Below are 24,280 nucleotides of genomic sequence, written 5' to 3' on the forward strand. Positions count from 1 at the left end.
GCGTGCGCGGCCGCACCGCGAAACGCAGCTGCGGCGGCTGCGCGCCGAACGCCGCCACGCCGCCGGCCACCTGCAGGCGCAGCTGCGTGTGCACCGCGCCGTCGAGATGCTGTGCCGGCGATCTCGTCTCGCCCTGCGGCAGGTGCAGCCACCACACGCGGCCCTGCGCGACGTGCTGCCACCCGGCGTCGGGTGCCGGCAGCGGTGGATTGCGCTTGTCCCGCAGCACATGCAGCGGATGGTGCAACCGGTGACGATGAACGTACTCGCGCGACGCCGATGCCGCCTGCATCGCATCGCCGCGACCCAGCCAGCCGACGCTCGCCACCGTGTTCGCTTCGCGCGGCAGCAGTTCCACCGCCGCCAGCGACACCGCCGGCAGCGCGTAATCGCAGTGCTGCGCTTCGCAGGACACCGGCGCGATCGGCTCGCTCCACTGCAGTTCGGGCGCCGGCGCCTGCTGCACCACCGTCGTGACCTCGGCGGCAGTCAACGGCGGCGTCGCGCCGTGGCCCAGTGTGCGCAACCTCAGGTAGGCCGCCCGCACGCCGCCGAGTTCGATCACGGTGTCGTCCAGCCGCTGGCCTTGGTACTGCAGCGACACCAGCTGCACCTCGGGCCGCACGACGCGCCATCTCGACAGGTCGTCGCTCGCCTCCACCGCCAGCGGGTAGACGGCGTTCGCATCGCCGGCCAGCGACACCGCCACGTCGATCACATCCCCCTTCACGTTGCGCAGGTCCAGCACCCAGCCGCGCGGCGTGTCGTCCGCCTCACCCTTCGGCCGTGGCGTCGCTGCCTTCGGCGCCATCCATTTCAGAAAGCGCACGCTGCCGGTCGTCACGCTCGTCTGCGCCGGTGTCGCATCCGCCCACGCCCAGGCCAAGGGTTCGCCAAGCGCATTGCGCAGCTGCAGGCCGCGCAGATCGGCCGTGCCGGCCTGCACCTGCCAGGCCAGCGGCAATTCCAGCGTGTAGTACGGCCCGGCCCCTTCGAGCCGCAGCCCGGCCGAGGGCGGCAGCGCCAGCGCGTTCACCGACCCGGCCACCAGCGCAGCCAGCATCCAGCGCACCTTCATGCCACCACCTCGCCTTCCTCGGGGGCCGCAGCCCGCCGCGGCGGCACCGGTGCGAAATACCCCACCACCAGCAACAGAACGCCGACGACGATGAACGACACGATGCGGTACAGCCCGCCACGATCGGCCAGCTCGACGAAGAAGAGCTTCAGCACCACCACGCCCAGCAGCGCCGCGCCGACGATCCACACCGTGCGGTGCACGCGCCGGTGGCCGAGCAGCATCAGCCCGACGCCGACCAGCGACCACGCCACCGACAGCGTCGCCTGCGCCAGCGTCGAATCGAACAAGGCCTGCTCTTCCCACGGCACGCCGGCCGCGTGGTGCACCAGGCGCAGCACCATGCCGGTGTAGAGCGCAAAGGCGCTCAGTCCGAACACGCCCCACGCCGCCTCGCGCGGCACCTGCGCACGCACCGGCTCCGGCAGCGCCCGCCACCACAGCGCCAGCACCAGCAAGGCCAGCAGCAGCCCGACCTCCAGCGGATTGAGCAGCGGCACGAAGGGCAGCGGCGCCGCCGACCCCGGGTGCGCATTGGCGAGCCAGCCCCACAGCAGCAGGCCGATCGCCAGTGGCGCGGCCCCCACCACCAGGTAGGCCTCGTGGAACGCCGCCAGCGGCCAGCGGCGCAGCACGGCCGGCCGCGTCATCGCGAACAGCACCAGCGCCACCGGCGGCACCCAGCCCAGCACGCGCCAGGCCGAGCCGGGCTCGCCGGCATCGCCCAGCCACAGCGCGCACTCGCGGCCGGCCAGCGCGACGAACAGCCACAGGCCGAGCACGTGCACCGCCTGCAAGGCGCGCCACGGCAGCCACGTCACCTGGCGCCGTGCCAGCAGCAAATGCCACAGCAAGGCCACCGGCCACGCGATCCAGCCGAGGTGCGCCGAGGGCGCCGCGCCGTCGGCCGCGGCAGAACCGATCGCGATCACCGCCAGCGACGGCAGCGTGAACGCCGTCGCCTGGCCCATCACGCGCCAATCGCGCCACTGCGCCACCAGGGCGGCCAGCACCGAGCTCGCGGCCACGCAGCCCACCAGCGCCGCCGGCCAGCCGTCCATCGCCTGCTGGCGCTGCAGCAGGTGCAGCACCTCGGGCACCAGCATCAGGACCCACCAGGCGAGCGCCCACAGCACGATGCCCCACTGCACCACGGCATGGCGCGACCAGGCCAGCGCCGCCGCCGACGCGGGGCGCGCGGCGCGCTGCAGCGCATCGCCGGCCAGCAGCCCGGCCAGGCCCAGGCCCAGCGGCAGCCAGAAGCGCAGTCCGAAGGCCTGCAGCGGGTCGAACAGGTCCGGCCCGAAGACCAGCGTCGCGACGGCCGCTGCCAGCTGCAGTGCCAGCCAGCCCAGCACCAGCGCCGGGTGGGCGATGCGCAGGCCGAGCGCCAGCGCGCCGACGCCCAGCCACGGCCACACCAGCGCCGCCTGCTCCGCCGGCAACACGCACAACAGGCCGAGTGCCACCACGGCCAGCCCGGCCAGCAGCGCCGCGCCGCCGGCCAGCGACCAGCGCGGCACACCCTCGCGCTCGTCCATCGCCTTCAGCTGGACGCGCAGCTCGAACCAGGCCGTCAGCAGCAGGCTGAGGCCCACCGCCAGCGCGGCCACCAGGCCGGGCCAGCCGTCACGCGGCGCGCCGTCCTGGTCCAGGTGCAGCGAGCCGGCCAGCCCTGCCAGCGCCACCAGGTGCAGCCCCGCCGCGCAGCCCGCCAGCACGCGCAGCGCGAAACGCTGGCCGGCCGCAGCCAGCGCCGCGCCCAGCAGCCCGACCACCACGCCGGCCCACAGGGGCAGCAGCACGGTCCATGCGATCAGCGCCATCGACACGACGGCCAGCCACGGCAGCGCCACGTCGTTCCAGCGCTCCCAGCCGGCACGCTGCGCCGCCGGGTGGCGGTGGTGCACGCGCCACATCGCCAGCACGCTGCCGAGCAGCAGCAGCAGGCCCATCAGCGAACCCGTCAGCAGCGGCGTGCCGGGGTGCAGGTCGATGTCGAGCGAGGTTGCGAGACGCACCGCGGCACCGGCCAGCACGGCCAGCGCAAAGGCGCGCGTGTACTTGCGGTGCTGGCGCACGCCGAGCCAGAACATGCCCGCCGCCTCGACCGCCCAGGTGGCCCCGGTCCACGCGCCTTCCAGTGCCAGCGGGATCGCCAGCGTCGCGAAGATCGCGCCGACGATCACATAGGCCTCGCCCAGCAGCGCATAGCGGATGCGTGCACTGCGCAGCAATGCGCCGCCGATCACGAGGTAGAAGAACGCGAACCCGAGCGCCGACCATGCCGGGCCCCATTCGCTGTCCTTCACCATCAGGTACTGCAGGCTGAAAGCGGCCAGCGGCACGCCGAACACCAGCGCGCTGTCGACGCGCCCCACCTGCTGCAGCGCCTGCGCCGCGCGCCGCGACAGGCTGTCGGTCGCCGGCGGATCGTCGCCCAGCGCCAGCGCGCGCCGTGCGAACAGCACGCCGATGGCGGTGAACAACACGAAGAAGAGCAGCAGGAAGGCCTGGCTCTCGGGATACAACGCATCGGTGTAGTGCGCCTTCGCCCAGGCACCGGCCAGCGTGAACGTGCCGACGAAGCCGACCAGGTTCAGCGGCCGCCAGGCCTTGTGCCAGGCCATCAGGAAGATGCCGACGTCCAGCACCGCCAGGTAGCTGAACAGCGCCACGTGGTTGCCGCCGCCGGTCGACACCAGCACCGGTGCCAGGAAGCCCTCGGCCACCGACACGTAGGCCAGCCACGGCGCGTTCTGCAGCACCGCGAGCGCGGCCCCCAGCAGCGCCACCACGGCCATCACGCCGAAGGCCGCGGCCGGCGGCAGCAACGCGCTCAGCCGCAGCGCCGCGAGCGCCGTCAGGTAGAACACGCCGATGCCCGCGCCCTGCAGGATCAGCCCGTAGCCCTGCCCACCGGCCGCGTCGCGGCGCCCACGCAGGCGCCAGCCCAGCACCAGCAGCACCACGCCGACCAGGGCGACGCCGGCATAGCGCACCTCGATCGGCAGCGTCGCGCGCTCGGCCACGTAGCGCAGCAGGAACGCGAGCCCGAGGAACAGGATCAGCACGCCGACCTTGACGATCGTGTTGCCGCCGAAGAGCCAGCGCGCGACGAACGGCGGCAGGCGGTCGCGCAGCGGCACGGGCGGCGCGGGCGGCACAGGCGGTACAGGCGGCGGTGGCGGGTTGGCGCGCGAGGGCTCGGTCCACGTGGACGGCTCGGGCTCGCCGGTGGACTCCTCCACGACGGCCTCGCGCACGGGCTGCGCCACGGGCACCGGCTGCGGCACGGGTTCGAACTCGAACACGGCCAAGGCCGGGGCGACAGGCGGCACGAGCGGCAACGGCTCGGGAATCACCTCTTGCGCCGCCGCGGCGCCCGACAGCTGCGCCACCTGCAGCTTCAAGGCCGCGAGTTCGCGTTCCAGCGCGGCGACACGTTGCGCAAGCTCCGGCGGCGCGGCGGGTGCCTCATCGGGCAGGTCCGGCAGCATGTCCGGCATCGGCGGCGTCGACGCCGGCGTGCTCCTGGACGAGCGGATGATGGACATCACCACCGGCGTGATGATCAGCAGCACCAGGCCACCGGCCGGCCCGCCCAGGGCCAAGCCCACCAGGCCGCCCAGCACCGCATACACGAAGATCATCGGCCCTCCGCCATCGCGTTCGTGACCGATTATGACCACCGCCCGTGCGGCGGCCTCACCCCCTTCCGGGCGGGGTCAGGAAGGCCATCAGCTGCCGCTCGGCCACCGACCAGCCGCGCTGGCGCCGCATCGACGCGAGACCTTCGCTGGCCGCACGCAGCTGCGCCTGCGTCGCCTCGAGCACGCGCGGGTGCACATACGACTTGCGGCACACCGCCACCGTGTTGCCCAAGCGCTTCGCGACGTCGGTGAGCACGTCGTTCAGCTCGCGCCGCGTGAAGGCGTCGCCATCGCCGCGCGCGCCCGGCAATTCGCCCAGCAGCGCCAGCGCATGCACGCTCGCATGCCAGGTGCGGAAGTTCTTCGCGGTGAACTCGGCCCCGCTCGCATCGCGCAAGTAGTCGTTGACGTCGTCGCTCGCGATGCCGTGCAGTTGCCCGTCCTCGCCGGTGTACTGGAACAGCGCCTGCCCCGGCATCGCCTGGCAGCGCCGCACGATGCGCGCGACGCGCGGGTCCTCGAGCGCGACGCGGTGCTGCACGCCGCTCTTGCCGCGGAACTGCAGCGTGATCTCGCGCCCCTTCACGAGCGCGTGCCGGTTGCGCAGCGTCGTCAGGCCGAACGAGCCGTTGCTGCGCGCGTACTCGTCGTTGCCGATGCGCACGAGGGTGGTGTCGAGCAGGCGCACCACGGTGGCCAGCACGGTGTCGCGGCCGGGCCGTGCCTCGGCCGCCTTCAGGTCGCGCAGCACGCGCGCGCGGATGCGCGGCAGCGCCTCGCCGAACTCCAGCATGCGGTCGAACTTGTCGGCATCGCGTGCGCGCCGCCAGTCGGCGTGGTAGCGGTACTGCTTGCGCCCGCGTGCATCGCGGCCGGTGGCCTGGATGTGGCCGCGCGGCGAACTGCAGATCCACACCTGCGTGTAGGCCGGCGGGATCGCGAGGCGGCGGATGCGCTCCAGCTCGCCGCGCTCGCGCAGCGGCCGGCCATCGGGGCCGATGTAGCTGAAGCCCTTGCCGCGCCGGGCGCGGCGGATGCCGGGCGCGCCGTCGCTGACGTACTGCAGGCGCTCGGGCGCGGGCACGCCGGCCCCGCTCAGAAGCGGTAGAGCACGCCCAGCGACGTCAGGTCCACGTCCTGCCGGCCACCGACGAAGCGGAACTGCTGGCGCTCCCATTCGAGCACCAGGCTCCAGTTGCGGTTGAAGTCGATGCCCGCGCCGACGCCGCCGGTGGCACCGAAGCCCTTGTCGTCGCCGGTCGGCACGAGCTGCCCGAGCCCGGCACTGACGTCGGTGCGGCCGTAGGTGGCGCCCAGCTTGCCGTAGACGTGGAACATGTCGCCCAGCGGCAACCGGCCCACCAGGCTCAGGTTGACGCCGCGCGCCTTCGACGTGCCGCCGGCCCGATCGGCATGGCGCATGTCGACGTAGCCGAGTTCGAGGCCGAGCCACGGGTTGATCGCGGCGCCGGCATAGACCTTCCACGCGCCGTTCGCGTCGTCGCACGACGCAGCGATGCCGCACTCGGTGTTGTACTCGGCACGGCCGCCATGCAGCCCCACGTAGCCGTGGTCCTGGGATTGCGCCAGCGCGAGCGGCGCGGCCAGCGCCGCCAGGCCGAGGGTCGCCAGCGTGCGCAGAGTTGTCGGCATGCTTGTCTCCTTGTTGTTTTGTCGGGCAAAAACGACCGGGTGAAAGTTGCGATGTGGCGGTAAGAACATCGGCAGCATTTACCCGGTCGCGGTTCGATCAGGACGAGCTCTTCGCGCGTTCGCGATCGCGCAGCATCTTGATCTGGTCGTGGTTGCGCTGCACGCCGAGCTGCATGCGCGCGACGACTGCCTTCACCGGTTCCGGCAGGTCGTCGTCGCGCAGCGCGGCGCGGTAGCGCGCCAGCGCCGCGTCCTCGCCGCGCTCGCATTCATCGAGCATCGCCTGGTCGGTGTAGCCCACCAGCGAGCCGCGCACCGCGACCCAGCCGCGGTGCAGCGAACCCGAGGTCGTGCCGTCGTCGTCCGGCTCGCCGCCGTACTGCGCGACCAGCGGGGCCAGTTCCTCGGCGGCACGCCGGCATTCCTCGGAGCGCTGCGTGAACAGCTGGCGCAACTCTTCGGACTGCACGTGCCTGGCACAGGCGAGGAAACCGAACTCGCCATCCTTCGAAGTCGCGATCAGGTCGTTCAAGGTGTCGACGATGTCTTCGTGGCTCATGGTGCTGTCCTTTCATCCATTGAAGGCCGCGAGGCCCGGTGCCAGGGCTTCGGCACTTGGCGTGCCCGCGGCCCCGGCGCGCAATCCTTGCGGCAAGAGCGAGGCCCCGGCCGGCGCGGCTTGCCGGTTCGCGCCCGTGGCACATGTGTTGCAGAGAGATGACTGTTTTTCCAGGGTGCGCGGCATCGTCCTACGGCGGGCCTCGCACCGGGCACAAGTCAACAGGAGACTGGCGATGAACGCACCGATCCTTCGCACCGACACCCGGCAGGTCCAGGGCCTCACGCCCCGCCTGCAGCGGGCGGTGCGGCTGCTGCAACTGTCGTCGCAGGATTTCGTGCAGGAGATCCGCGACAGCATGGTCACCAACCCGTTCCTCGAGCTCGACGAGGCCGGCCCCGAGGCCACCGCCCCGGCGACGCAGGATGCGGCGCTGGCCGACGCGGTGCCGATCGCCGAGCTGAACGCGCTCGGCCCGGCCACCGAGGTCGCGGTGGAAATCCTGCCGCCCGCCGAGGCCGACATGGCCTTCGAGCGCGACAGCTGGCAGGCCGCACCGGGCAGCAGCAGCGGCTCGGGCGATTCCGACATCAGCGCGATGGAACTGGTGGCCGCCGACGTCGACCTGCGCCAGCACCTGCGCTCGCAGATCAACGTGCTGCCGCTGAGCGAACGCGACCATGCCCTCGCCTGCACCATCATCGAGTCGCTGGACGACGACGGCTACCTGCGCACCGGCCTGCCCGAGCTGGGCCGGCTGGCCGGCCTGTCGCCGGCGGTCGACGCGAGCGAGATGTCGACCGCGCTGAAGCTGGTGCAGTCGCTCGAGCCCACCGGGGTCGCGGCGCGCAGCGTGTCCGAATGCCTGCTGCTGCAGATGTCCGAGATCGAGGACGAGGACGAGCGCGCGCTGGCCGGCTGCATCGTGTCGCAGCACCTGGAGCAGCTCGCGCAGCGCGACATCGCCGGCATGGCCCGCGCACTGGGCGCCGACGCGGCCGCGGTGTCGGCGGCGTGCGAGCGCATCCGCCACCTCGACCCGCGCCCGGGCTGGCGCTTCGGTGCCGACGACCTGAACTACGTGACGCCCGACGTGATCGTCAAGAAGGTGCGCGGCACCTGGGCCGCGGCGCTGAACCATGCGGTGATCCCGCGCGTGAAGCTGAACCAGATGTACGCCAGCCTGTTCCAGCAGCACCGCAGCGGCCACCATGGCGAGATGGCCGCCCACCTGCAGGATGCGCGCTGGACGGTGCGCAACGTGCAGCAGCGCTTCTCGACCATCCTGTCGGTGGCGCAGGCGATCCTGAAGCGCCAGCACCGCTTCCTCGACGTCGGCCCGCTCGCGATGAAGCCGCTCGGGCTGCGCGAGATCGCCGACGAGGTCGGCATCCACGAATCGACGGTGTGCCGCGTCACCAACAACAAGTACATGGCGACGCCGGTCGGCGTGTTCGAGCTGAAGTACTTCTTCTCGCGCGGCATGAACACCGCCAGCGGCGGCAGCACCTCGCCGACCGCGGTGCGCGGCGTGATCCAGGGGCTGATCGAGGCCGAGGACCCGAAGAAGCCGCTGTCCGATGCCCAGATCGCCCGGCTGCTGCTGCGCCAGGGCCTGACGGTGGCGCGGCGCACGGTCACGAAGTACCGGCAGTTGCTGAAAGTGGAACCGGTGGAACGGCGCCGTCGCCTCGCTTGAGGATGCCGGGCACGACACTTGCCAGAGACAATCCGCGGACCGCCGGCGGGAGACCGGCCGGTCCGTCCGACAGACCCCTCTGCCCGTGCGCCTGACGGGCACCCGAAAGTTGACATGCAGGATCGCGCCACCACGCTGAACGCCATCGGATCCACGCTGTTCGACCGCCTGCCGCAGCCCGCGCTCGCGGTCGATGCCGACGGACACGTGCTGGCCGTCAACCGCGCTGCGCAGGCGTTGGCCCGGGGAGGCGACGTTCCGTCCGACCTGACACGATTTGCACCATCGCTGGCGCTGGGCCGTGCGCTCGCCGCCGGCGAGGAATGGTCGGGCGAAGTGCAGGTCGGCTCGGGCGACGGCGTGCGGCTGTTCGACGGCCAGTTGCTGAGGGTGTCCGAGGCCAGCCCGCACTACCTCTTCCTGCTGCAACCGTCGCCGGTGCGCGGGCGCGACGGCGAGCGCGACTTCCGCAGCATGGCCGACGCGGCGCCGGTGATGGTCTGGATGGCCGGCCCCGACCGCTGGTGCGAATGGGTCAACAAGCCCTGGCTCGAATTCACGGGCACCACGCTCGAGGAGGAACGCGGCAACGGCTGGACCCAGGTCGTGCACCCGGAGGACCTGGAACGCTGCATGGGCATCTACTCGACCAGCTTCCATGCGCGCCAGCCCTTCGTGATGGACTACCGGCTGCGCCGCCGCGACGGCAGCTACCGCTGGGTGCTCGACAACGGCGTCGCGCACCACAGCGGCGACGGGCGCTTCCTCGGCTACATCGGCAGCTGCGTCGACATCCACGAGCGCAAGGAACTCGAAGAGCGCCTGGCCGAGCGCACGCAGGCGATGCGCCTGGCCGACCGGCGCCAGGGCGAGTTCCTCGCGCTACTGTCGCACGAGCTGCGCAACCCGCTGGCGCCGATCGCGAACGCGGCGAGCGTGCTGCGCACGATGGAAGCCGACAACCCGACGCTGGGCCGCCTGCGCGAGATCGTCGAGCGCCAGGTGGCGCGGCTGCGCCGGCTGATCGACGACCTGGTCGACGTGACGCGGGTCGCGCAGGGCCAGATCACGCTGATCAAGGAGCCGGTGGCGGTGGACACCGTGGTGCGCACCGCGCTCGAGGGCTTGCGGACCAAGCTGAGCGCGGCCGGCCACACGCTCAAGACCGAGTTCCCGAAGGACTCGCCCTACGTCGACGGCGATGCGCTGCGCCTGGCGCAGGCGGTGTCGGCGATCGTCTACAACGCGTCGATCTTCTCGCGCGACCCGGGCGAGATCACGGTGTCGGTGCAGGCGCGGGCCGGCAGCGTGCTGGTGCGCGTGAAAGACCGCGGCCAGGGCATCGCGGCCGATTTCCTGCCGCACGTGTTCGAGCTGTTCGCGCGCCACGACACCGGCACGGCATCGCGCCGGCCGGGGCTGGGCGTCGGGCTGACGCTCGCGCGGCGCATCGCGATGCTGCACGGTGGCGACATCGAGGCCGCAAGCGCCGGGCCCGGCCAGGGTGCCGAGTTCGTGATCAGCCTGCCGCAGGTGGCGGCGCCGGCAGGCACGTCAGCGTCGTCACGGCACAAGCCGGCCCCGGCGGCGCTGCCGGCCGAGACCTACCGCGTGCTGGTGATCGAATCCGACCCCGAGGCGCGCGACGTGCTGCGCATGCAGATGGAGCTGTGGGGCCACGAGGTGCAGACGGCACCGACGGCCGAGGCCGGGTTGCGCGTGGCACGCGGGCAGCGCCCGCAGATCGTGCTGTGCGACATCAGCCAGGCGGACTTCGACGCCGCGCTGCTGATCGAGCCGATGCGCAACAGCCTGGCGGGAATGCCGGTGTTCTTTGCCGCGCTGAGTTCGCGCGGCCGGCAGGACGACGAGGCACGCGCGCTGGAGTCGGGCTTCGATGCCTACCTGGTCAAGCCGTTGCGGCCTGAAAATCTCGGCCGCCTGATTCACGCCTTCGCGACACGAACCGCGTGAAATGACGCCCCCTACGAAGAGGCCCAGCTGCGGTCCTCGGCCAGGTTGTCGGGCCGCGTGTCGAGTGCGCCCTCGCCGCCCGCCGCACCCGCCGCCTGGTATTCCTTCAGGCGGTTGTACAGCGTCTTCAGGCTGATCCCGAGCGTCGCGGCCGTCTTCTCCTTGTGCCGCCCCAGGTGCTCCAGCGTCGCGAGCGTGACCTGGCGCTCGATCTCCGCCAGCGGCGTGCCGACCCACACGGTGAGCGACGGCGCGCCGCCCTCGCCCACCGGCTGCACGACCGCGGCCGACGGCGCTGCGCCCGACGCTTCGTCGTCGGGCGATTGCGGCAGGCATTCGTCCTCGATGGTGTTCTCCAGCGCCATCACGTAGGCCCGGTACACCACGTTGCGCAGCTCGCGCACATTGCCCGGCCACTCGTAGCGCGCCAGGCGCTGCATCGCCTGTGCCGAGAAGCGCTTCGGCGTGCCTTCGCGCTGTGAGATCTGCTCGACGAAATGCGTGGCCAGCAGCGGCACGTCCTCGGCGCGCTGGCGCAGTGCCGGCAGGTGGACCGGGAACACGTTGAGCCGGTACAGCAGGTCCTCGCGCAGCTTGCCGCTGGCCACCGCCTGCAGCGGGCTGCGGTTGGTGGCGGCGATCATGCGCACGTCGGTCTCCAGCTGCTGCGTCGAGCCCACGCGCATGAAGGTGCCGGTCTCCAGCACGCGCAGCAGCTTGACCTGCAGGTCCAGCGGCATCTCGGTGATCTCGTCGAGGAACAGCGTGCCGCCGCTTGCCCGTTCGAAGAAGCCCTGGTGCTGCCGGTCGGCGCCGGTGAAGCTGCCCTTCTCGTGGCCGAAGATCTCGCTCTCGATCAGGTGTGGCGAGATCGCGCCGCAGTTGACGGCCAGGAACGGCTTGCTGCGCCGGCGGCTCAGGTCGTGCACGGTGCGTGCAACCACCTCCTTGCCGGTGCCGCTCTCGCCGGTGATGAACACCGTGACGGCCGTGCCGGCCACGCGCGCCACCTGTTCGTAGACGCGGCGCATCGGCGCCGAACGCCCCCACAGCTGGCCGAAGTGGCCCTCGCTCTCGAGCGTGGCCAGCAGGTCCGACGACTCGGCCTTCAGCACCGAGGGCTTGGTCACGCGCGACAGCACGCCCTTGAGCTGCTTCAGGCTCATCGGCTTGACCAGGTAGTCGGCCGCGCCCAGCCGCAGTGCCTGGATCGAGGTGTCCAGGCTCGCCTGGCCGGTCATCAGCACCACGTCGGTGTTCGACATGCCCTTGGCCTCGTTCAGCAATTCCATCCCGTTCCCGTCAGGGAGCATCAAATCCAGCAGCACGATGTCGGGTTCCTGCAGCGCCAGCTGCCGGCGCGCATCGCGCAGCGAACCCGCCGTGGCCACCGTGAAGCCCTCGCTCGCGATCAGCATCGCCATCGTTTCGGCCGAATCCGGCTCGTCATCCACCACCAGGGCGTGCGGCATCACAGAACTCCTCTCGCGAACCCGAAGGCCCGCAGCAAGCGGCCCGGACGCGCCGGGGCCACGCTGGCCTGCCGGGCATCTCGATTGCCTGACAGGTTCATCCACCACTGCACCGCTGACCATGCGCCGGTCCTCATCCAAGCATTCCTCTCGAAACACCCACCGCAGCGACTACTGCTGCGCCGGGTCCGTGGACGACCTGGCGCAAGCCCGTGTGAAAGCCATGCCCCTGCGCCGGGTTAGCCAGAACCATGCCGCCCTCGTGCAGCAGAACACGGAAATGTTGCAGCTCTTCGTGTGGCCTGCGATCGTTACTGCTGTTCACCGTGTCGATTCCTTGTCGTCTTGCAATTCGAGCCCCAACCCGCGCAGGGCCTTGACGGCAGCCGCCAACCCCTGGCGCGCGCCGGCGTATTCCTTCCACGGAGCGTCGCCCACGGCGATACGCCGGGCGATGGTCTGCACGGTCCAGTGCGCACCACTTTGCAGCTCGTCGAGTTCGTCCCACGAGACCGGCACCGACACGCCGAGGCCGGCGCGCGCCCGTGCCGACCAGGCGGCCACCGTGGTCGCACCGAAGCCGTTGCGGAGGTAGTCGATGAAGATGCGGCCGACGCGGTTGTCGGGCCCGCTCTTCGCGACGAAGCGTTGGGGAATGACTTTCGCCAAGTGCGTCACGATAGCGTGCGATATCGACTTCACCTGATCGCAGTCGTAACGAGGCGTCAGGGGCACGACCACGTGCAGGCCCTTGCCGCCGCTGGTTTTCAGGAAGCCTTCGAGCTTCAGTTCGGCGAGGAAGTTCTTCAGCAGCCGCGCCGCCTCCTGCACCTGGACCCAGGCCACGCCTTGTCCCGGGTCGAGGTCGAAGACCATGCGGTCCGGCCGGCGGATGTGGCGCACCGTCGTGTTCCAGCTGTGTAACTCGACCACGTTCATCTGCGCGCACGACAGCAGCGCCTTGCGAGTTGTCACAGACAGCAGCGCTTCGTGGTCGGGATCGAGGGCCCGGTCCAACAGTTTCAGGCCGGGAATGCTCGTCGCCTGCGCGTGCTTCTGGAAGAACTGGCCGCCGTTCACGCCCGCCGGCGCGCGCAGCAGCGCCACCGGGCGATCCGACAGGTGCGGCAGCAGCAGCCCGGCGACGCTGTCGTAGTAGGCGACCAGTTCGCCCTTGGTGACGCCGCTGCGCTTGTCGACCACGCGTTCGGGATGCGTCACGCGGACACCCGGCACGGCGACCGCGGTCGCTGCCTTCGCGGCCCGCTCGATGCCGATCGCGCGCGGCGGCTTGTCGTCGCGCAGGCCATGGAATACCGCGTGCCGCACGCGGCGGTCGGAGGTCCATTGGGCGAACGACACCTCGCCCATCAGCGAGGGCTTGATCCAGTGCGGCACCGCGCGGCGCGTCGTGCCGACCTTGGCCGGCGCGTCGGCGAACGGGCTGCGCTCGACCTTCAGCGGGCGCAGCCGCTGCTGCAATTCACGCAGCGAGGCCTCGGTGAAGCCGGAGCCGACGTTGCCGGCATAGCGCAGCGCGCCGGACGCGTCGTGCACGCCCAGCAGCAGCGCGCCCAGGCCCTGGCGCGCGCCCTGCGGGTCGGTGTAGCCGCCGATCACGAACTCCTGCCGCAGCAGCGTCTTGAGCTTGATCCAGTCGGTGTTGCGGCCGGACACGTAGGGGGCGTCCTGGCGCTTGCCGATCAGCCCTTCGAGCCCGGCTTCGCGGGCCGACGCCAACAGCACCGCCGGGTCGGCGCCGGTCGCGGCGCTGAAGGCCTCGCTGAAGCCCAGGCACTCGTCGCGCACGCTGTCGAACAGGCGCGCCAGCCGCTCGCGCCGCTGCAGCAACGGCCATTCGCGCAGGTCGCGACCATCGAGGAAAGGCACGTCGAACAGCTGGTAGCGGATGCTGGCGGTCTGGTGCTGGTCGAATGCGTTCTGCAGCGCCTGGAAGTCGGGCACGTGGCCGCGCATCACGACGATCTCGCCGTCGACCCAGCCCGATGGCCAGCCGGCATCGCGGATCGCCCGCACCAGGTGCGGCACCCTGCCCGACCAGTCATGGCCGTTGCGGGTGAAGCACTGCACCCGGCCGCCGTCGATGCGCGTCAGCAGGCGGTAGCCGTCGAACTTCATCTCGTAGAGCCAGTCGTCGCCTTCCGGGATCGCGTCGACCAGCGTCGCCAGCTGCGGCGCGAGCTGCGTGGGCAGGGCCGCCCGATCGCGCCGGTGGGTTCGCAGTCCGATGGGGGAAGCAGATGCAGTGGCGGCCATGGAAGGTACTCCTCAGCCGGCGATGTGGGGCACGGGGCGCCGAGCGCTCAGCCAAGCGCGAAGCAGCGCAGGTGCAGGTCGGCGCGCTGACCCGTGCGGGCCAGTTGCCGGGCGCACGCCCGCAAGGCCTGCGCCACCGCAGCCACCAGCTTCGACGACGGCTTGACCGCCTTGCCCTCGCGCAGCAGGCTGTCGACGAGGAAACCGTCCTCGTCGATCATTTCGGCCAGCAGGCACTCCTGCTCGTCGAACAGCACCGCACGCGGCGAGTCCTTCGAGCCGAAGAGCAGCAGGTACTTGGCGCAATTGTTCCTGTTCATTCCGTTGATCCATTGGCGAGACATCTGGTGGCGGATGCTCCCTCGACTGGTGCATCGCAGCCAGTCGCCAGCAACCGATTCGAACGTCGGAAATCGCCTACGTCGGTCCTACACGGTGTCACGGCGTGACAAGGACGGCCACGCGCCTACCGCGCGTCCTCCTGTCGTCCTACAAGGCCTCGCGCAGACCGCTGGTGGGCGGGGCCGCAAGCGCCTTCTATCGTTTCCCGCACGCGCAGTTTCTGCGCGCCTTCCAGGGGAGTTCTTCATGCAAGCCCAGACCGCCCGTCCGCGCGACAGCGCGCCCGCCACCCATTCGCGCCAGGCCGGCCTGCCGATGCCGCACGACGTGCATCCGTGGAATGCGCCCGGGCACGACGTGGGGCTGGCCATCGACCGCGACCGCCAGTTCGTCCGGATGCTGCGCAGCTACCGCGAAAGCGGCGGGCTGGCGCGCGGCGACGAGGTGGTGGAGCGGTTGATCCAGTGCGGCACCCAGGGCGTGCCGACGCTCGCGCGGCAGATCGTCGAGCGCACGGTGCTGAGCTTCGAATGGCGCGGCGAGCTGTGGCTGCCGATGTTCCAGTTCAACCGCAGCGACATGCTGCCGAAGCAGGCGCCGCAGCAGGTGGCCACCGAGCTGTGGCCGGCCTTCGACGCGTGGAACATCGCGTGCTGGTTCGTGCAGCCGAACCCGTGGCTGCAGGGACGCATGCCGGTGGAGGCGATCGAGACCGACCTGGCGGAGGTGATCCAGGCGGCCCGGACCGACCGCTTCGTGGCCGCCGGGTAAGCGCTGCGGCACGGCCGACCCGGATTGGCATCCGGGCTACGAGATCTGGGGCCGGATCTCCATCGGGCCGGCGGATGCGGTGGGCACCGGTTCGCGCGGTGCCGTGACGGCAACGCCGTTGACCCGCGCCACGCTGCGGTTGCGGCCGCCGCGCTTCGCTTCGTACAAGGCCTCGTCGGCGCGCCGCAGCAGGCTGCTGACGGTATCGCCCGGCTCGGCGATCGTCACGCCCAGGCTGATCGTGATGTTGCGGTCGGGCACCCAGCGCGTCACGTCGAGCGCCGCCACCTTCTGGCGCAGCCGCTCGGCCGCCGCCAGCGCCGTCTCCAGGTCGACGCCGGGCAGCACGACGATGAACTCCTCGCCGCCCAGCCGCCCCAGCTCGACCGGCTCGCGCCCGCTGTCGCGCAGCACGCCGGCGATCGCGCGCAGGATGTCGTCGCCCACCAGGTGGCCGTGCTCGTCGTTGATCATCTTGAAGAAGTCGAGGTCGACGATCAGCAGCGCGCACGGCTGTGCGGACGACAGCAGCGCCTGCAGCTTGCCCAGCACGTGGCGCCGGTTCGGCAGGTGCGTCAGCTCGTCGGTCATCGCGAGATCCTGCATGTGGTGGCTGGTGCGGCGGTGGCGCCACACCAGTGCCGCCATCACCACCACCAGCAGCGCGGCCAGCGCGATCACGACGGCGCGCAGCGCACTGGCGCGACGCTCCTGGTCGAGCGCGCGTTCGGTCGCGGCCTTCTCGCGCTGCAGCAGCTGGTTCTCCTTGTCCTTGGCGGCGCTGTCGAACTCGACCTTCAGCGTCGCGAAGCGCTGGTCGAGCTGGCGGTGCAGCAATTCATCGGACACCGCCTTGAACTTCTGCTGCTGCTCGAAGGCGCCGCGCCAGTCGCCCTGGTCGGACAAGGTGGTCGCCAGCTCGCCATGGATCGTCGCCAGCTCGGCGCGCGAATCGGCGGTGGAGAACACCTTCAGCGCATCGTTCAGCACCGCCACCGCCTCGGCCGGCCGGCGCAGCTGGCGCATCGCGATGCCGCGCTGCAGCAGGATCTGCGCGCGCAGCCGCTCGTCTGGCGCGCGGCGGTGCAGTTCAGCCGCCTGGTCGAGCAGCGCCAGTGCACCGTTCGCATCGCCGCGCGCATTGCGCACGCTGGCCAGCCCCCGCAGCGCGTAGGCCTCGCCGCGCGGGTAGCCGATCTCGCGGCTCATCGCGAGCACGGCCTCGAAGGCGTGCTGCGCCGCGTCCCAGTCCTTCAGGTTCTCGAGCGCCCGGCCCAGGTTGTGCTGCGTCACCGCCTGCTCGCGGCGCAGGCCGGCGGCCTGCTGCGCCTTCAGCGCGGCCTCGAAGTAGTAGCGCGCCTGGGCGTGGTCGCCCATGCGGTTGTAGAGGATCGCGATCGCGTTCAGCGAGGTCAATGCCTGTTGCGGCATGCCCAGCCGTTCATACAGCTGGTTGGCCAGCCGCAGGTCGAGCAGCCCGTTGGCGAACTCGCCGCGCACGCCGCGCAGGTAGCCGCGGCGGTACAGGCCGTCGGCGCGCTGCTCGTCTTCGTGCGACTGCTCGGCCACCGCCACCGCCTGCTCGTACAAGGCCATCGCCTGCACGCTGTCGCCGGCCAGTTCGCGCAGGTCGCCTTCGCAGCCGAGCAGGCTGGAGCGCAGCCGCGGCGCCTGCGGCAGCAGCGCGCGGCCCTTCGCGAGGTGCTCCTCGGCGGCAGCGCGGTCGCGCTCGGCGTGGTAGTCGCACAGCAGCCAATGCGCCAGCACCTGGGCCTCGGGATCGGGCGTGTCGGGATGGCGGGCCAGGTCGAGCAAGGCCTGCTCGGCCAGCTTGCGGCTCTGTTCGGGATCGCTGCGCATCGCCGTGCGGCTGCGCTCGAGCGCCGCGCGCACCGGCAGGTCGGGCGCCGTCGCCTGGGCCAGCAGGGGCAGCAGCCACATCAGCAACAGCAGGCGACGCACGGTCGGGCGCAACGACGGCATAGGGCTCCGGTCCGGAAACTTCACAGGGACGAGACGGCAGCCGGGGATTGTCGCGCCACCGGCCCGCGCCTCACAGGCCCCAGACGCAAGAAAGCCCCGACGAGCGGGGCTTGCTGGCATTTTTTTGGCAGGTTTGCTTCGCAGGTTGGCGGAGTCGGAGGGATTCGAACCCTCGATGCAGGTTTTGCCCACATACTCCCTTAGCAGGGGAGCACCTTCGGCCACTCGGTCACGACTCCGGCGAAGACTGCGATTCTAGCCGCAGTTTCTGCGATTTCAGGCCGCGGCCTGCTCCAGATCGAAAGCCTTGTGCAGTGCGCGCACCGCCAGCTCCATGTACTTCTCGTCGATCACGACGCTGGTCTTGATCTCGCTGGTGGTGATCATCTGGATGTTGATGCCCTCTTCGCTCAGGCAGCCGAACATCCTGCTGGCCACGCCGACGTGCGAGCGCATGCCGATGCCCACGATGCTGACCTTGCAGATCTTGGTGTCGCCCATCACCTGCGCGGCGCCGGTCTGCGGCAGCACGACGTTCTTCAGCAGCTCCATCGTGCGCGTGTAGTCGTTGCGGTGCACGGTGAACGAGAAGTCGGTCTTGCCCTCGTGCGAGATGTTCTGGATGATCACGTCGACGTCGATGTTGGCATCGGCCACCGGGCCCAGGATCTGGAACGCGATGCCCGGCTTGTCGGGCACGCCCATCACGGTGATCTTCGCTTCGTCGCGGTTGAACGCGATGCCCGACACAACGGCTTGTTCCATTTTCTCGTCTTCCTCAAAGGTGATCAGGGTGCCCGAGCGCGCTTCCTCGGTGATGTCGATGTCCCACGGGGTGAAGCTGGACAGCACGCGCAGCGGCACGCGGTACTTGCCGGCGAATTCGACCGAGCGGATCTGCAGCACCTTGGAGCCGAGGCTGGCCATCTCGAGCATTTCCTCGAAGCTGATGGTGTGCAGCCGGCGCGCCTCGGGGACGATGCGCGGGTCGGTGGTGTAGACGCCGTCGACGTCGGTGTAGATCAGGCATTCGTCGGCCTTCATCGCGGCCGCCACGGCCACGGCCGAGGTGTCGGAGCCGCCGCGGCCGAGCGTCGTGATGTGGCCTTCGGCGTCGATGCCCTGGAAGCCGGTGATGACCACCACCTTGCCGGCTGCCAGGTCGGCGCGCACGCGGGCATCGTCGATGCTCTGGATGCGCGCCTTGGTGTACGAGCTGTCGGTCTGCACCGGCACCTGCCAGCCGGTGTAGCTGACGGCCTGCATGCCCTCGGCCTGCAGCGCGATGGCCAGCAGGCCCACCGAGACCTGCTCGCCGGTGGCCGCGATCATGTCGAGTTCGCGATCGACCGCGGTGGTGGGCGAGGCCGGCGCGAGTTCTTTCGCCAGGCCCAGCAGGCGGTTGGTCTCGCCGCTCATCGCCGAAGGGACGACCACCATCTGGTGGCCGGCGCGGGCCCATTTGGCAACGCGTTTCGCGACATTGCGAATGCGCTCCGTGCTGCCCATGGAGGTGCCGCCGTACTTGTGAACGATGAGTGCCATGAAAGGGTCTTGGCGAGAGTGGAAAAAGGGGTCGCGAGCCGGTCGCAACCGCGCATTTTAACCGCGTCGCCAGAGCAGCGAGACCTGGGCCTGCCCGGGCAGCCCGATGACGCGCGCGTCGAGACCGAGCCCCGGCACGAACACCAGCTGGCCACCGCTGTAGACCAGCGGACCGTCGCGTTCCCACGCGGGCACGGCGGCGGCCTGGAACTGCTTCTTCAGGCTGCGCGGCGGACGGCCGAGGCCGGCCTGGAACTGCTCGCTGCCGGCGCGCGCGCGCAGCTCGAGCGCACCGAGCCACGCGAGAGGGACGCCGTTCTCGCGCACGCGGGTCGCGACCAGTTCACCGCCCCAGCCGGGCAGCGCATGACGGCCGGCACGGCGGATCGAGAGACTGGCCTCGCGCGGCGGTGCCGACGGCAGCGCAGCGGCGGCGGCGGCCACGAAGCGCAGCGCGCCGCGGTGCGCACGCAGGTCGCCGCCTGCGGCAGGCCAGCAGCCCTGGCCAGCGAGCTCATCGACGAGGCGCAGCACCAGGCTCGCCGGTGCCGGCTGGCCGATCGCCTTGAGCCACGCCCGCAGCACGTTCACCTGGCGCGCCTCGCTCAGCGTGCGCCACGGTGTCACGTGCAGGACCGGGCCGTCGCTGACCTGCGCGAGGTCGATCGCCGCCAGTTCGTCCAGCGCCGCCGAGGCCTGCTGTGCCCAGCGCGCCGATTGCGCGAGCGCCGCCTCGGCCTGCGGGAACGCATCGACCAGCGCCGGCCACGCGGCCAGCCGCAGCCGGTTGCGCGCAAAACGCGGGTCGGCATTGCTGTCGTCGTCGACGAAGCGCAGGCGATGGCGGCGCACATAGGCCTCGATCGCTTGGCGCGGCAGGTCGAGCCAGGGCCGCGCCCAGGTCAGCCCGTCGCGCTCGACGTGCCGCGGCATGCCGGCCAGCCCGGCCACGCCGGCACCGCGCAGGGCCTGCAGCAACAGCGTCTCGGCCTGGTCGCGGCGGTGGTGGGCCAGCAGCACGAGCCCGGCCTGTTCGCCCAGCGCCATCGCGCGCAAGGCCTGGTAGCGYGCCTGGCGAGCCCAGGCCTCGACGCTGTCTCCGGGCTGCGGCGAACCTTCGGCACGGTGGCTGATGAAGCGGACCGGCAGGCCCTGGCGGGCCCAGCGCGCGCACTGCGCCTGGCCGTGCGCGAGCCACGCATCGGCGTGCGCGCTCAAGCCATGGTGGACGTGCAGGGCCAGCACCTCGACGCCCTGCCCTCGTGCCGCCTGCAGCGTGGCATGCAGCAGGGCCGTCGAGTCGCGGCCCGCGCTGTACGCCACCGCGACGCGCTGCGGCGCCACGGCGGGGTCAGTGTTCCTTGGTGTCGCTGAAGCGACCGTAGGCACGCAGGCGCTCGTAGCGGCGCTGCAGCAGTTCCTTGGGCTTCAGGTCGCTCACCTGGCGCAGCGCATCGTTGAGCGCGCGCTTCAGGAACGAGGCCATCTGCTTGGTGTCGCGGTGCGCGCCGCCGACCGGCTCGTTGACGATCTTGTCGATCAGGCCCAGGGCCTTCAGCCGGTGCGCGGTGATGCCCAGCGCCTCGGCCGCCTCGGACGCGCGCTCGGAGGTCTTCCACAGGATCGACGCGCAGCCTTCCGGCGAGATCACCGAGTACACCGAGTACTGCAGCATCAGCACCTGGTCGCCGACGCTGATGGCCAGCGCACCGCCGGAACCGCCTTCGCCGATGATGGTGGAGATGATCGGCACCTCGAGCTGCGCCATCTCGAAGATGTTGCGGCCGATGGCCTCGGACTGCCCGCGCTCCTCGGCGCCGATGCCCGGGTACGCCCCGGGCGTGTCGACCAGCGTGAACACCGGCAGGCCGAATTTCTCGGCCAGCTTCATCAGGCGCAGTGCCTTGCGGTAGCCCTCGGGGCGCGACATGCCGAAGTTGCGCGCGGCGCGCTCCTTGGTGTCGCGGCCTTTCTGGTGGCCCACCACCATGCAGGCCTGGCCGTTGAAGCGCGCGAGCCCGCCGACGATGGACTGGTCGTCCGCGAATGCGCGGTCGCCCTTCAGCTCCTGGAAGTCGGTGAAGATCTCGCCGATGTAGTCCAGCGTGTACGGGCGCTGCGGATGGCGCGCGATCTGCGTGACCTGCCACGGGGTCAGGCTGGAATAGACGTCTTTCGTGAGCTGCTGGCTCTTCTTGCCCAGCCGGTCGATCTCTTCGGAGATGTCGACGGCGGATTCGCTTTGCACGTAGCGCAGCTCTTCGATCTTGGTTTCGAGTTCGGCAATGGGTTGCTCGAATTCAAGGAAATGGCGTTTGCTCATTGATCCTGATCCTGTTCTTGTGGGAGAGGATGCCCGGGAACCTCGCGGTCGGAGGCGGTGCCTTGCGGGGCCGTCAATATGCCACGGCAAGCGGGTCGAGACTGCGCCAAATGTACCATGTGGCCACCGAGCGAAATGGCGCCCAGGCGTCGCCCACCTCGCGCGCTTCGGCCCGCGATACCGGCTCGCCGCTGAAGTAGTTCAGGCTGATGCCCTTCAGCAGCGTGGCGTCGTCCAGCGGCAGCACGTTGGGGCGCATCAGGTGGAAGATCAGGAACATCTCGGCCGTCCAGCGGCCGATGCCGCGGATCGCCACCAGCTCGTCGATGATGGCTTCGTCGTCCATCTGCTGCCATTGGCGCACGTGCACGCTGCCGGCCTCGAAGTGCTGCGCCAGGTCGACCAGGTAGTCGAGCTTGCGTGCCGACAGGCCGGCCTCGCGCATCCGGCCGGCCTCCACGCCCAGCACGGCCTGCGGCACGATGCGCGCGGCACCGCCCTCGAGCAGCGTCGACAGGCGTTCCCACACCGCCTGCGCGGCCTTCACCGACACCTGCTGTCCGACGATCGAACGGGCCAGCGTCGTGAACGCATCGCCGCGGCTTTGCAGCCGGCCTTCGCCAAATTGAGGGATCAGCTTGCGCATCACCCGGTCGCGTTTGCCGAGGTGCTTGCACGCCTCGTCCCAGTACTCGGGAGTGACGGAGCGCGCCACGGGTCAGGCCTTCATCCAGGTCGTGCCTTGTGCTGAGTCCTGGAGCACGATGCCCTCGGCGAGCAGCTCCTTGCGGATGCTGTCGGCGAGCGCGAAATCGCGCGCCGCCTTCGCGTCGGCACGCGCCTGGATGCGCGCCTGGATCGCCGCTTCGTCGAGGCCGGTGCCGGCCTGCAGGTAGCCGCGGGCGTCCTGCTGCAGCAGGCCGAGCGTCGCGGCCAGGCCCTTGAACAGCGCGGCCTGCGCCGGCGAGCGGCTCTTGTTCAGCTCGGTCGCGAGCTCGAACAGCACCGCCACCGCCTCGGGCGTGTTGAAGTCCTCGTTCATCGCGGCGTGGAAGCGCGCGGCCTGCGGCTGCGACCAGTCGACCGGCAGCTCGGGCACCTCGAGGTCGACCAGCGCGGTGTAGAGGCGGCGCAGCGCATTGCGCGCGTCGTCGAGGTTGGCGGGGCCGAAGTTCAGCGGGCTGCGGTAGTGCGTGCGCAGCATGAAGAAGCGCAGCGTCTCGCCGTCGTAGTGCTTCAGCACGTCGCGGATGGTGAAGAAGTTGCCGAGCGACTTCGACATCTTCTCGTTCTGGCCCTGCTCGTTGACGACGTTCAGGAAGCCGTTGTGCATCCACACGTTGACGAAGCGCCGGCCGCTCGCGCCCTCGCTCTGCGCGATCTCGTTCTCGTGGTGCGGGAACTGCAGGTCCATGCCGCCGCCGTGGATGTCGAAGTGCTCGCCGAGCAGCGCGCAGCTCATCGCCGAGCACTCGATGTGCCAGCCGGGGCGGCCGGAACCGAACTCGCTGGCCCATTTGGCGTCATCGGGCTCGCTCGGCTTGGCGGATTTCCACAGCACGAAGTCGAGCGGGTCTTCCTTGCCGTCGAGCACCGCGACGCGCTCGCCGGCGCGCAGCTGGTCGAGCGACTTGCCGGACAGCTTGCCGTAGCCCTCGAACTTGCGCACCGCGTAGTTCACGTCGCCGTTCGGCGAGCGGTAGGCCAGGCCCTTGCGCTCCAGCGTGGCGATCATCTCGAGCATCTGCGGCACGTACTGCGTCGCGCGCGGCTCGTGCGTGGGCGGCAGGATGCCGAGCGCGGCCACGTCCTCGTGCATCGCGGCCGTCATCTCGTCGGTGAGCTGGCGGATCGTGATGTTGCGATCGAGCGCGCGCTTGATGATCTTGTCGTCGATGTCGGTGATGTTGCGGACGTAGGTGACGTCGTAGCCCAGCGTGCGCAGCCAGCGCGACACGACGTCGAAGGCCATCATGAAGCGCGCGTGGCCGACGTGGCAGTAGTCATAGATCGTCATGCCGCATACATACATGCGCACGCGCTGGGGTTCGATCGGCGAGAACACCTCGGTCTGGCGCGACAAGGTGTTGAAGATGCTCAGGGTCATCGGCGGAGTGCTGCAGTGGAACCGCTCATAGGGCCTGGCCAGCGGGCTGAGTCCGGTGGCGCCGTGGCGCCAGCCGGTGCCGCACACCCGGGGTGTAGCGAGGGTCGAAGGGCTTGCAGCCGTGGGGCTGCTATACAATTTTCGGAGTATAGCGGCCCGCTTCCGCACCCGTGACACCGTTCGCGGCGGGCATCTGCAGCGGCTTGCCGCTCCCTCCAACGCAGCACGGCCCCCTGATGATTCGTTCACGCATCCCGCTGATCGCCCTGGCTGCCTCCACCTTGTTCGCAGCCGCCGGCGCGGCCCGGGCCGACGACTACGCCGACGTCGACAAGCTGTTCGCCGCGGGCCAGTTGGCCGAGGCCAACCAGCGGGCCGACCAGTTCCTGTCGAACAAGCCGAAGGATGCGCGCATGCGCTTCCTGAAGGGCATGGTGCTGTCCGAGCAGGGCAAGGCGAGCGAAGCGATCGCGGTGTTCACCCGGCTGACCGAAGACCATCCCGAGCTGCCCGAGCCGTACAACAACCTGGCGGTGCTCTACAGCAAGCAAGGCCAGTACGAGCAGGCGCGGCGCTCGCTCGAAGCCGCCATCCGCACCAACCCCAGCTACGCGACCGCGTACGAGAACCTGGGCGACGTCTACGCGAAGCTGGCGAGCCAGGCCTACTCGAAGGCCTTGCAGGTCGACGCCGGCAGCAGCGCCCAGGTGAGCCCGAAGCTCGCGATGGTGCGCGACCTGTTCTCGCTGATGGCGCGCAGCGGGTCGGCGGTGGCCGACGCGCCGGTGGCCACGGCACCGGCCGTGGCTGCAGCGGCCAAACCGGCAGCGGCCAAGCCCGCGCC

Annotated in this window: 18 protein-coding genes and 1 tRNA gene; 4 read left to right on the top strand and 15 right to left on the bottom strand. The window is 70.6% G+C overall.

The window, feature by feature from the left end; all coding sequences use genetic code 11:
* From AC1DYN_RS24725 to AC1DYN_RS24745, 5 genes are all read right to left on the bottom strand, one after another.
* Positions 1-1,078, bottom strand: a 1,078-nt coding sequence (locus AC1DYN_RS24725; protein ID WP_477964014.1) for a DUF3999 family protein, incomplete at its 3' end; no start/stop codon positions are given.
* Positions 1,075-4,731, bottom strand: a complete 3,657-nt coding sequence (locus AC1DYN_RS24730; RefSeq protein ID WP_477964016.1) for a DUF2339 domain-containing protein — start codon at positions 4,729-4,731, stop codon at positions 1,075-1,077. The genes AC1DYN_RS24730 and AC1DYN_RS24725, both read right to left, overlap by 4 nt.
* 55 nt (positions 4,732-4,786) lie before the next feature.
* A complete protein-coding gene (locus tag AC1DYN_RS24735; RefSeq protein ID WP_477964018.1) occupies positions 4,787-5,815 on the bottom strand; it encodes a DNA topoisomerase IB in 1,029 nt (342 codons plus the stop codon).
* Between the two features lie 11 nt (positions 5,816-5,826).
* A complete protein-coding gene (locus AC1DYN_RS24740; RefSeq protein ID WP_477964020.1) occupies positions 5,827-6,384 on the bottom strand; it encodes an outer membrane beta-barrel protein in 558 nt (185 codons plus the stop codon).
* 97 nt (positions 6,385-6,481) lie between these two features.
* Positions 6,482-6,943: a PA2169 family four-helix-bundle protein gene (locus AC1DYN_RS24745; protein WP_477964022.1), complete on the bottom strand. Its 462-nt coding sequence runs from the start codon at positions 6,941-6,943 to the stop codon at positions 6,482-6,484.
* Positions 6,944-7,178: 235 nt separating this feature from the next.
* On the opposite strand from AC1DYN_RS24745, the gene rpoN reads away from it, so the two are divergent.
* On the top strand, positions 7,179-8,642 hold the full coding sequence (rpoN, locus tag AC1DYN_RS24750) for an RNA polymerase factor sigma-54 (RefSeq protein ID WP_477964024.1): 1,464 nt from the start codon (positions 7,179-7,181) through the stop codon (positions 8,640-8,642).
* A 114-nt stretch (positions 8,643-8,756) separates the two neighbouring features.
* Entirely contained in the window at positions 8,757-10,616 is a 1,860-nt protein-coding gene (locus AC1DYN_RS24755; protein WP_477964026.1) for a PAS domain-containing hybrid sensor histidine kinase/response regulator, read from the top strand.
* Between the two features lie 11 nt (positions 10,617-10,627).
* On the opposite strand, the gene AC1DYN_RS24760 is transcribed toward AC1DYN_RS24755, so the two are convergent.
* The 3 genes from AC1DYN_RS24760 to AC1DYN_RS24770 form a co-directional block, all read right to left on the bottom strand.
* Positions 10,628-12,088 (bottom strand): sigma-54-dependent transcriptional regulator, encoded by a 1,461-nt coding sequence (locus AC1DYN_RS24760; RefSeq protein WP_477964028.1) that lies wholly within the window; start codon positions 12,086-12,088, stop codon positions 10,628-10,630.
* 321 nt (positions 12,089-12,409) lie between these two features.
* Positions 12,410-14,365: a DNA ligase D gene (gene ligD, locus AC1DYN_RS24765; RefSeq protein ID WP_477964030.1), complete on the bottom strand. Its 1,956-nt coding sequence runs from the start codon at positions 14,363-14,365 to the stop codon at positions 12,410-12,412.
* A 47-nt stretch (positions 14,366-14,412) separates the two neighbouring features.
* Positions 14,413-14,685 carry a hypothetical protein gene (locus AC1DYN_RS24770; RefSeq protein ID WP_477964032.1) on the bottom strand — a complete coding sequence of 91 codons (273 nt, stop codon included), beginning with the start codon at positions 14,683-14,685 and terminating at the stop codon, positions 14,413-14,415.
* Between the two features lie 268 nt (positions 14,686-14,953).
* Here AC1DYN_RS24770 and AC1DYN_RS24775 point away from each other — a divergent pair, with 268 nt between their 5' ends.
* A complete protein-coding gene (locus AC1DYN_RS24775) occupies positions 14,954-15,478 on the top strand; it encodes a hypothetical protein (RefSeq protein WP_477964034.1) in 525 nt (174 codons plus the stop codon).
* A gap of 36 nt (positions 15,479-15,514) precedes the next feature.
* On the opposite strand, the gene AC1DYN_RS24780 is transcribed toward AC1DYN_RS24775, so the two are convergent.
* The 7 genes from AC1DYN_RS24780 to cysS all read right to left on the bottom strand — a co-directional run bounded on the left by AC1DYN_RS24780 (position 15,515) and on the right by cysS (position 23,436).
* Complete coding sequence (locus AC1DYN_RS24780) at positions 15,515-17,461, bottom strand: diguanylate cyclase domain-containing protein (protein ID WP_477964036.1); 1,947 nt, start codon at positions 17,459-17,461, stop codon at positions 15,515-15,517.
* A gap of 146 nt (positions 17,462-17,607) precedes the next feature.
* Positions 17,608-17,700 (bottom strand) — tRNA-Ser (locus tag AC1DYN_RS24785).
* A 37-nt stretch (positions 17,701-17,737) separates the two neighbouring features.
* A complete protein-coding gene (locus tag AC1DYN_RS24790; RefSeq protein ID WP_477964038.1) occupies positions 17,738-19,006 on the bottom strand; it encodes an aspartate kinase in 1,269 nt (422 codons plus the stop codon).
* A 57-nt stretch (positions 19,007-19,063) separates the two neighbouring features.
* The gene (tilS, locus tag AC1DYN_RS24795) at positions 19,064-20,350 is read right to left on the bottom strand and encodes a tRNA lysidine(34) synthetase TilS (protein ID WP_477964040.1); all 1,287 of its coding nucleotides are present in this window, start codon (positions 20,348-20,350) and stop codon (positions 19,064-19,066) included.
* Between the two features lie 7 nt (positions 20,351-20,357).
* Positions 20,358-21,329, bottom strand: a complete 972-nt coding sequence (locus AC1DYN_RS24800; RefSeq protein ID WP_477964042.1) for an acetyl-CoA carboxylase carboxyltransferase subunit alpha — start codon at positions 21,327-21,329, stop codon at positions 20,358-20,360.
* Positions 21,330-21,402: 73 nt separating this feature from the next.
* On the bottom strand, positions 21,403-22,044 hold the full coding sequence (locus AC1DYN_RS24805) for a DNA-3-methyladenine glycosylase family protein (RefSeq protein WP_477964044.1): 642 nt from the start codon (positions 22,042-22,044) through the stop codon (positions 21,403-21,405).
* Between the two features lie 3 nt (positions 22,045-22,047).
* Positions 22,048-23,436, bottom strand: a complete 1,389-nt coding sequence (cysS, locus tag AC1DYN_RS24810) for a cysteine--tRNA ligase (RefSeq protein WP_477964046.1) — start codon at positions 23,434-23,436, stop codon at positions 22,048-22,050.
* Between the two features lie 236 nt (positions 23,437-23,672).
* Here cysS and AC1DYN_RS24815 point away from each other — a divergent pair.
* Positions 23,673-24,280 (top strand): tetratricopeptide repeat protein (locus AC1DYN_RS24815; RefSeq protein ID WP_477964048.1); only part of this gene is annotated, 608 nt, incomplete at its 3' end.

The organism is Rhizobacter sp. P2_D12 (assembly GCF_056404395.1).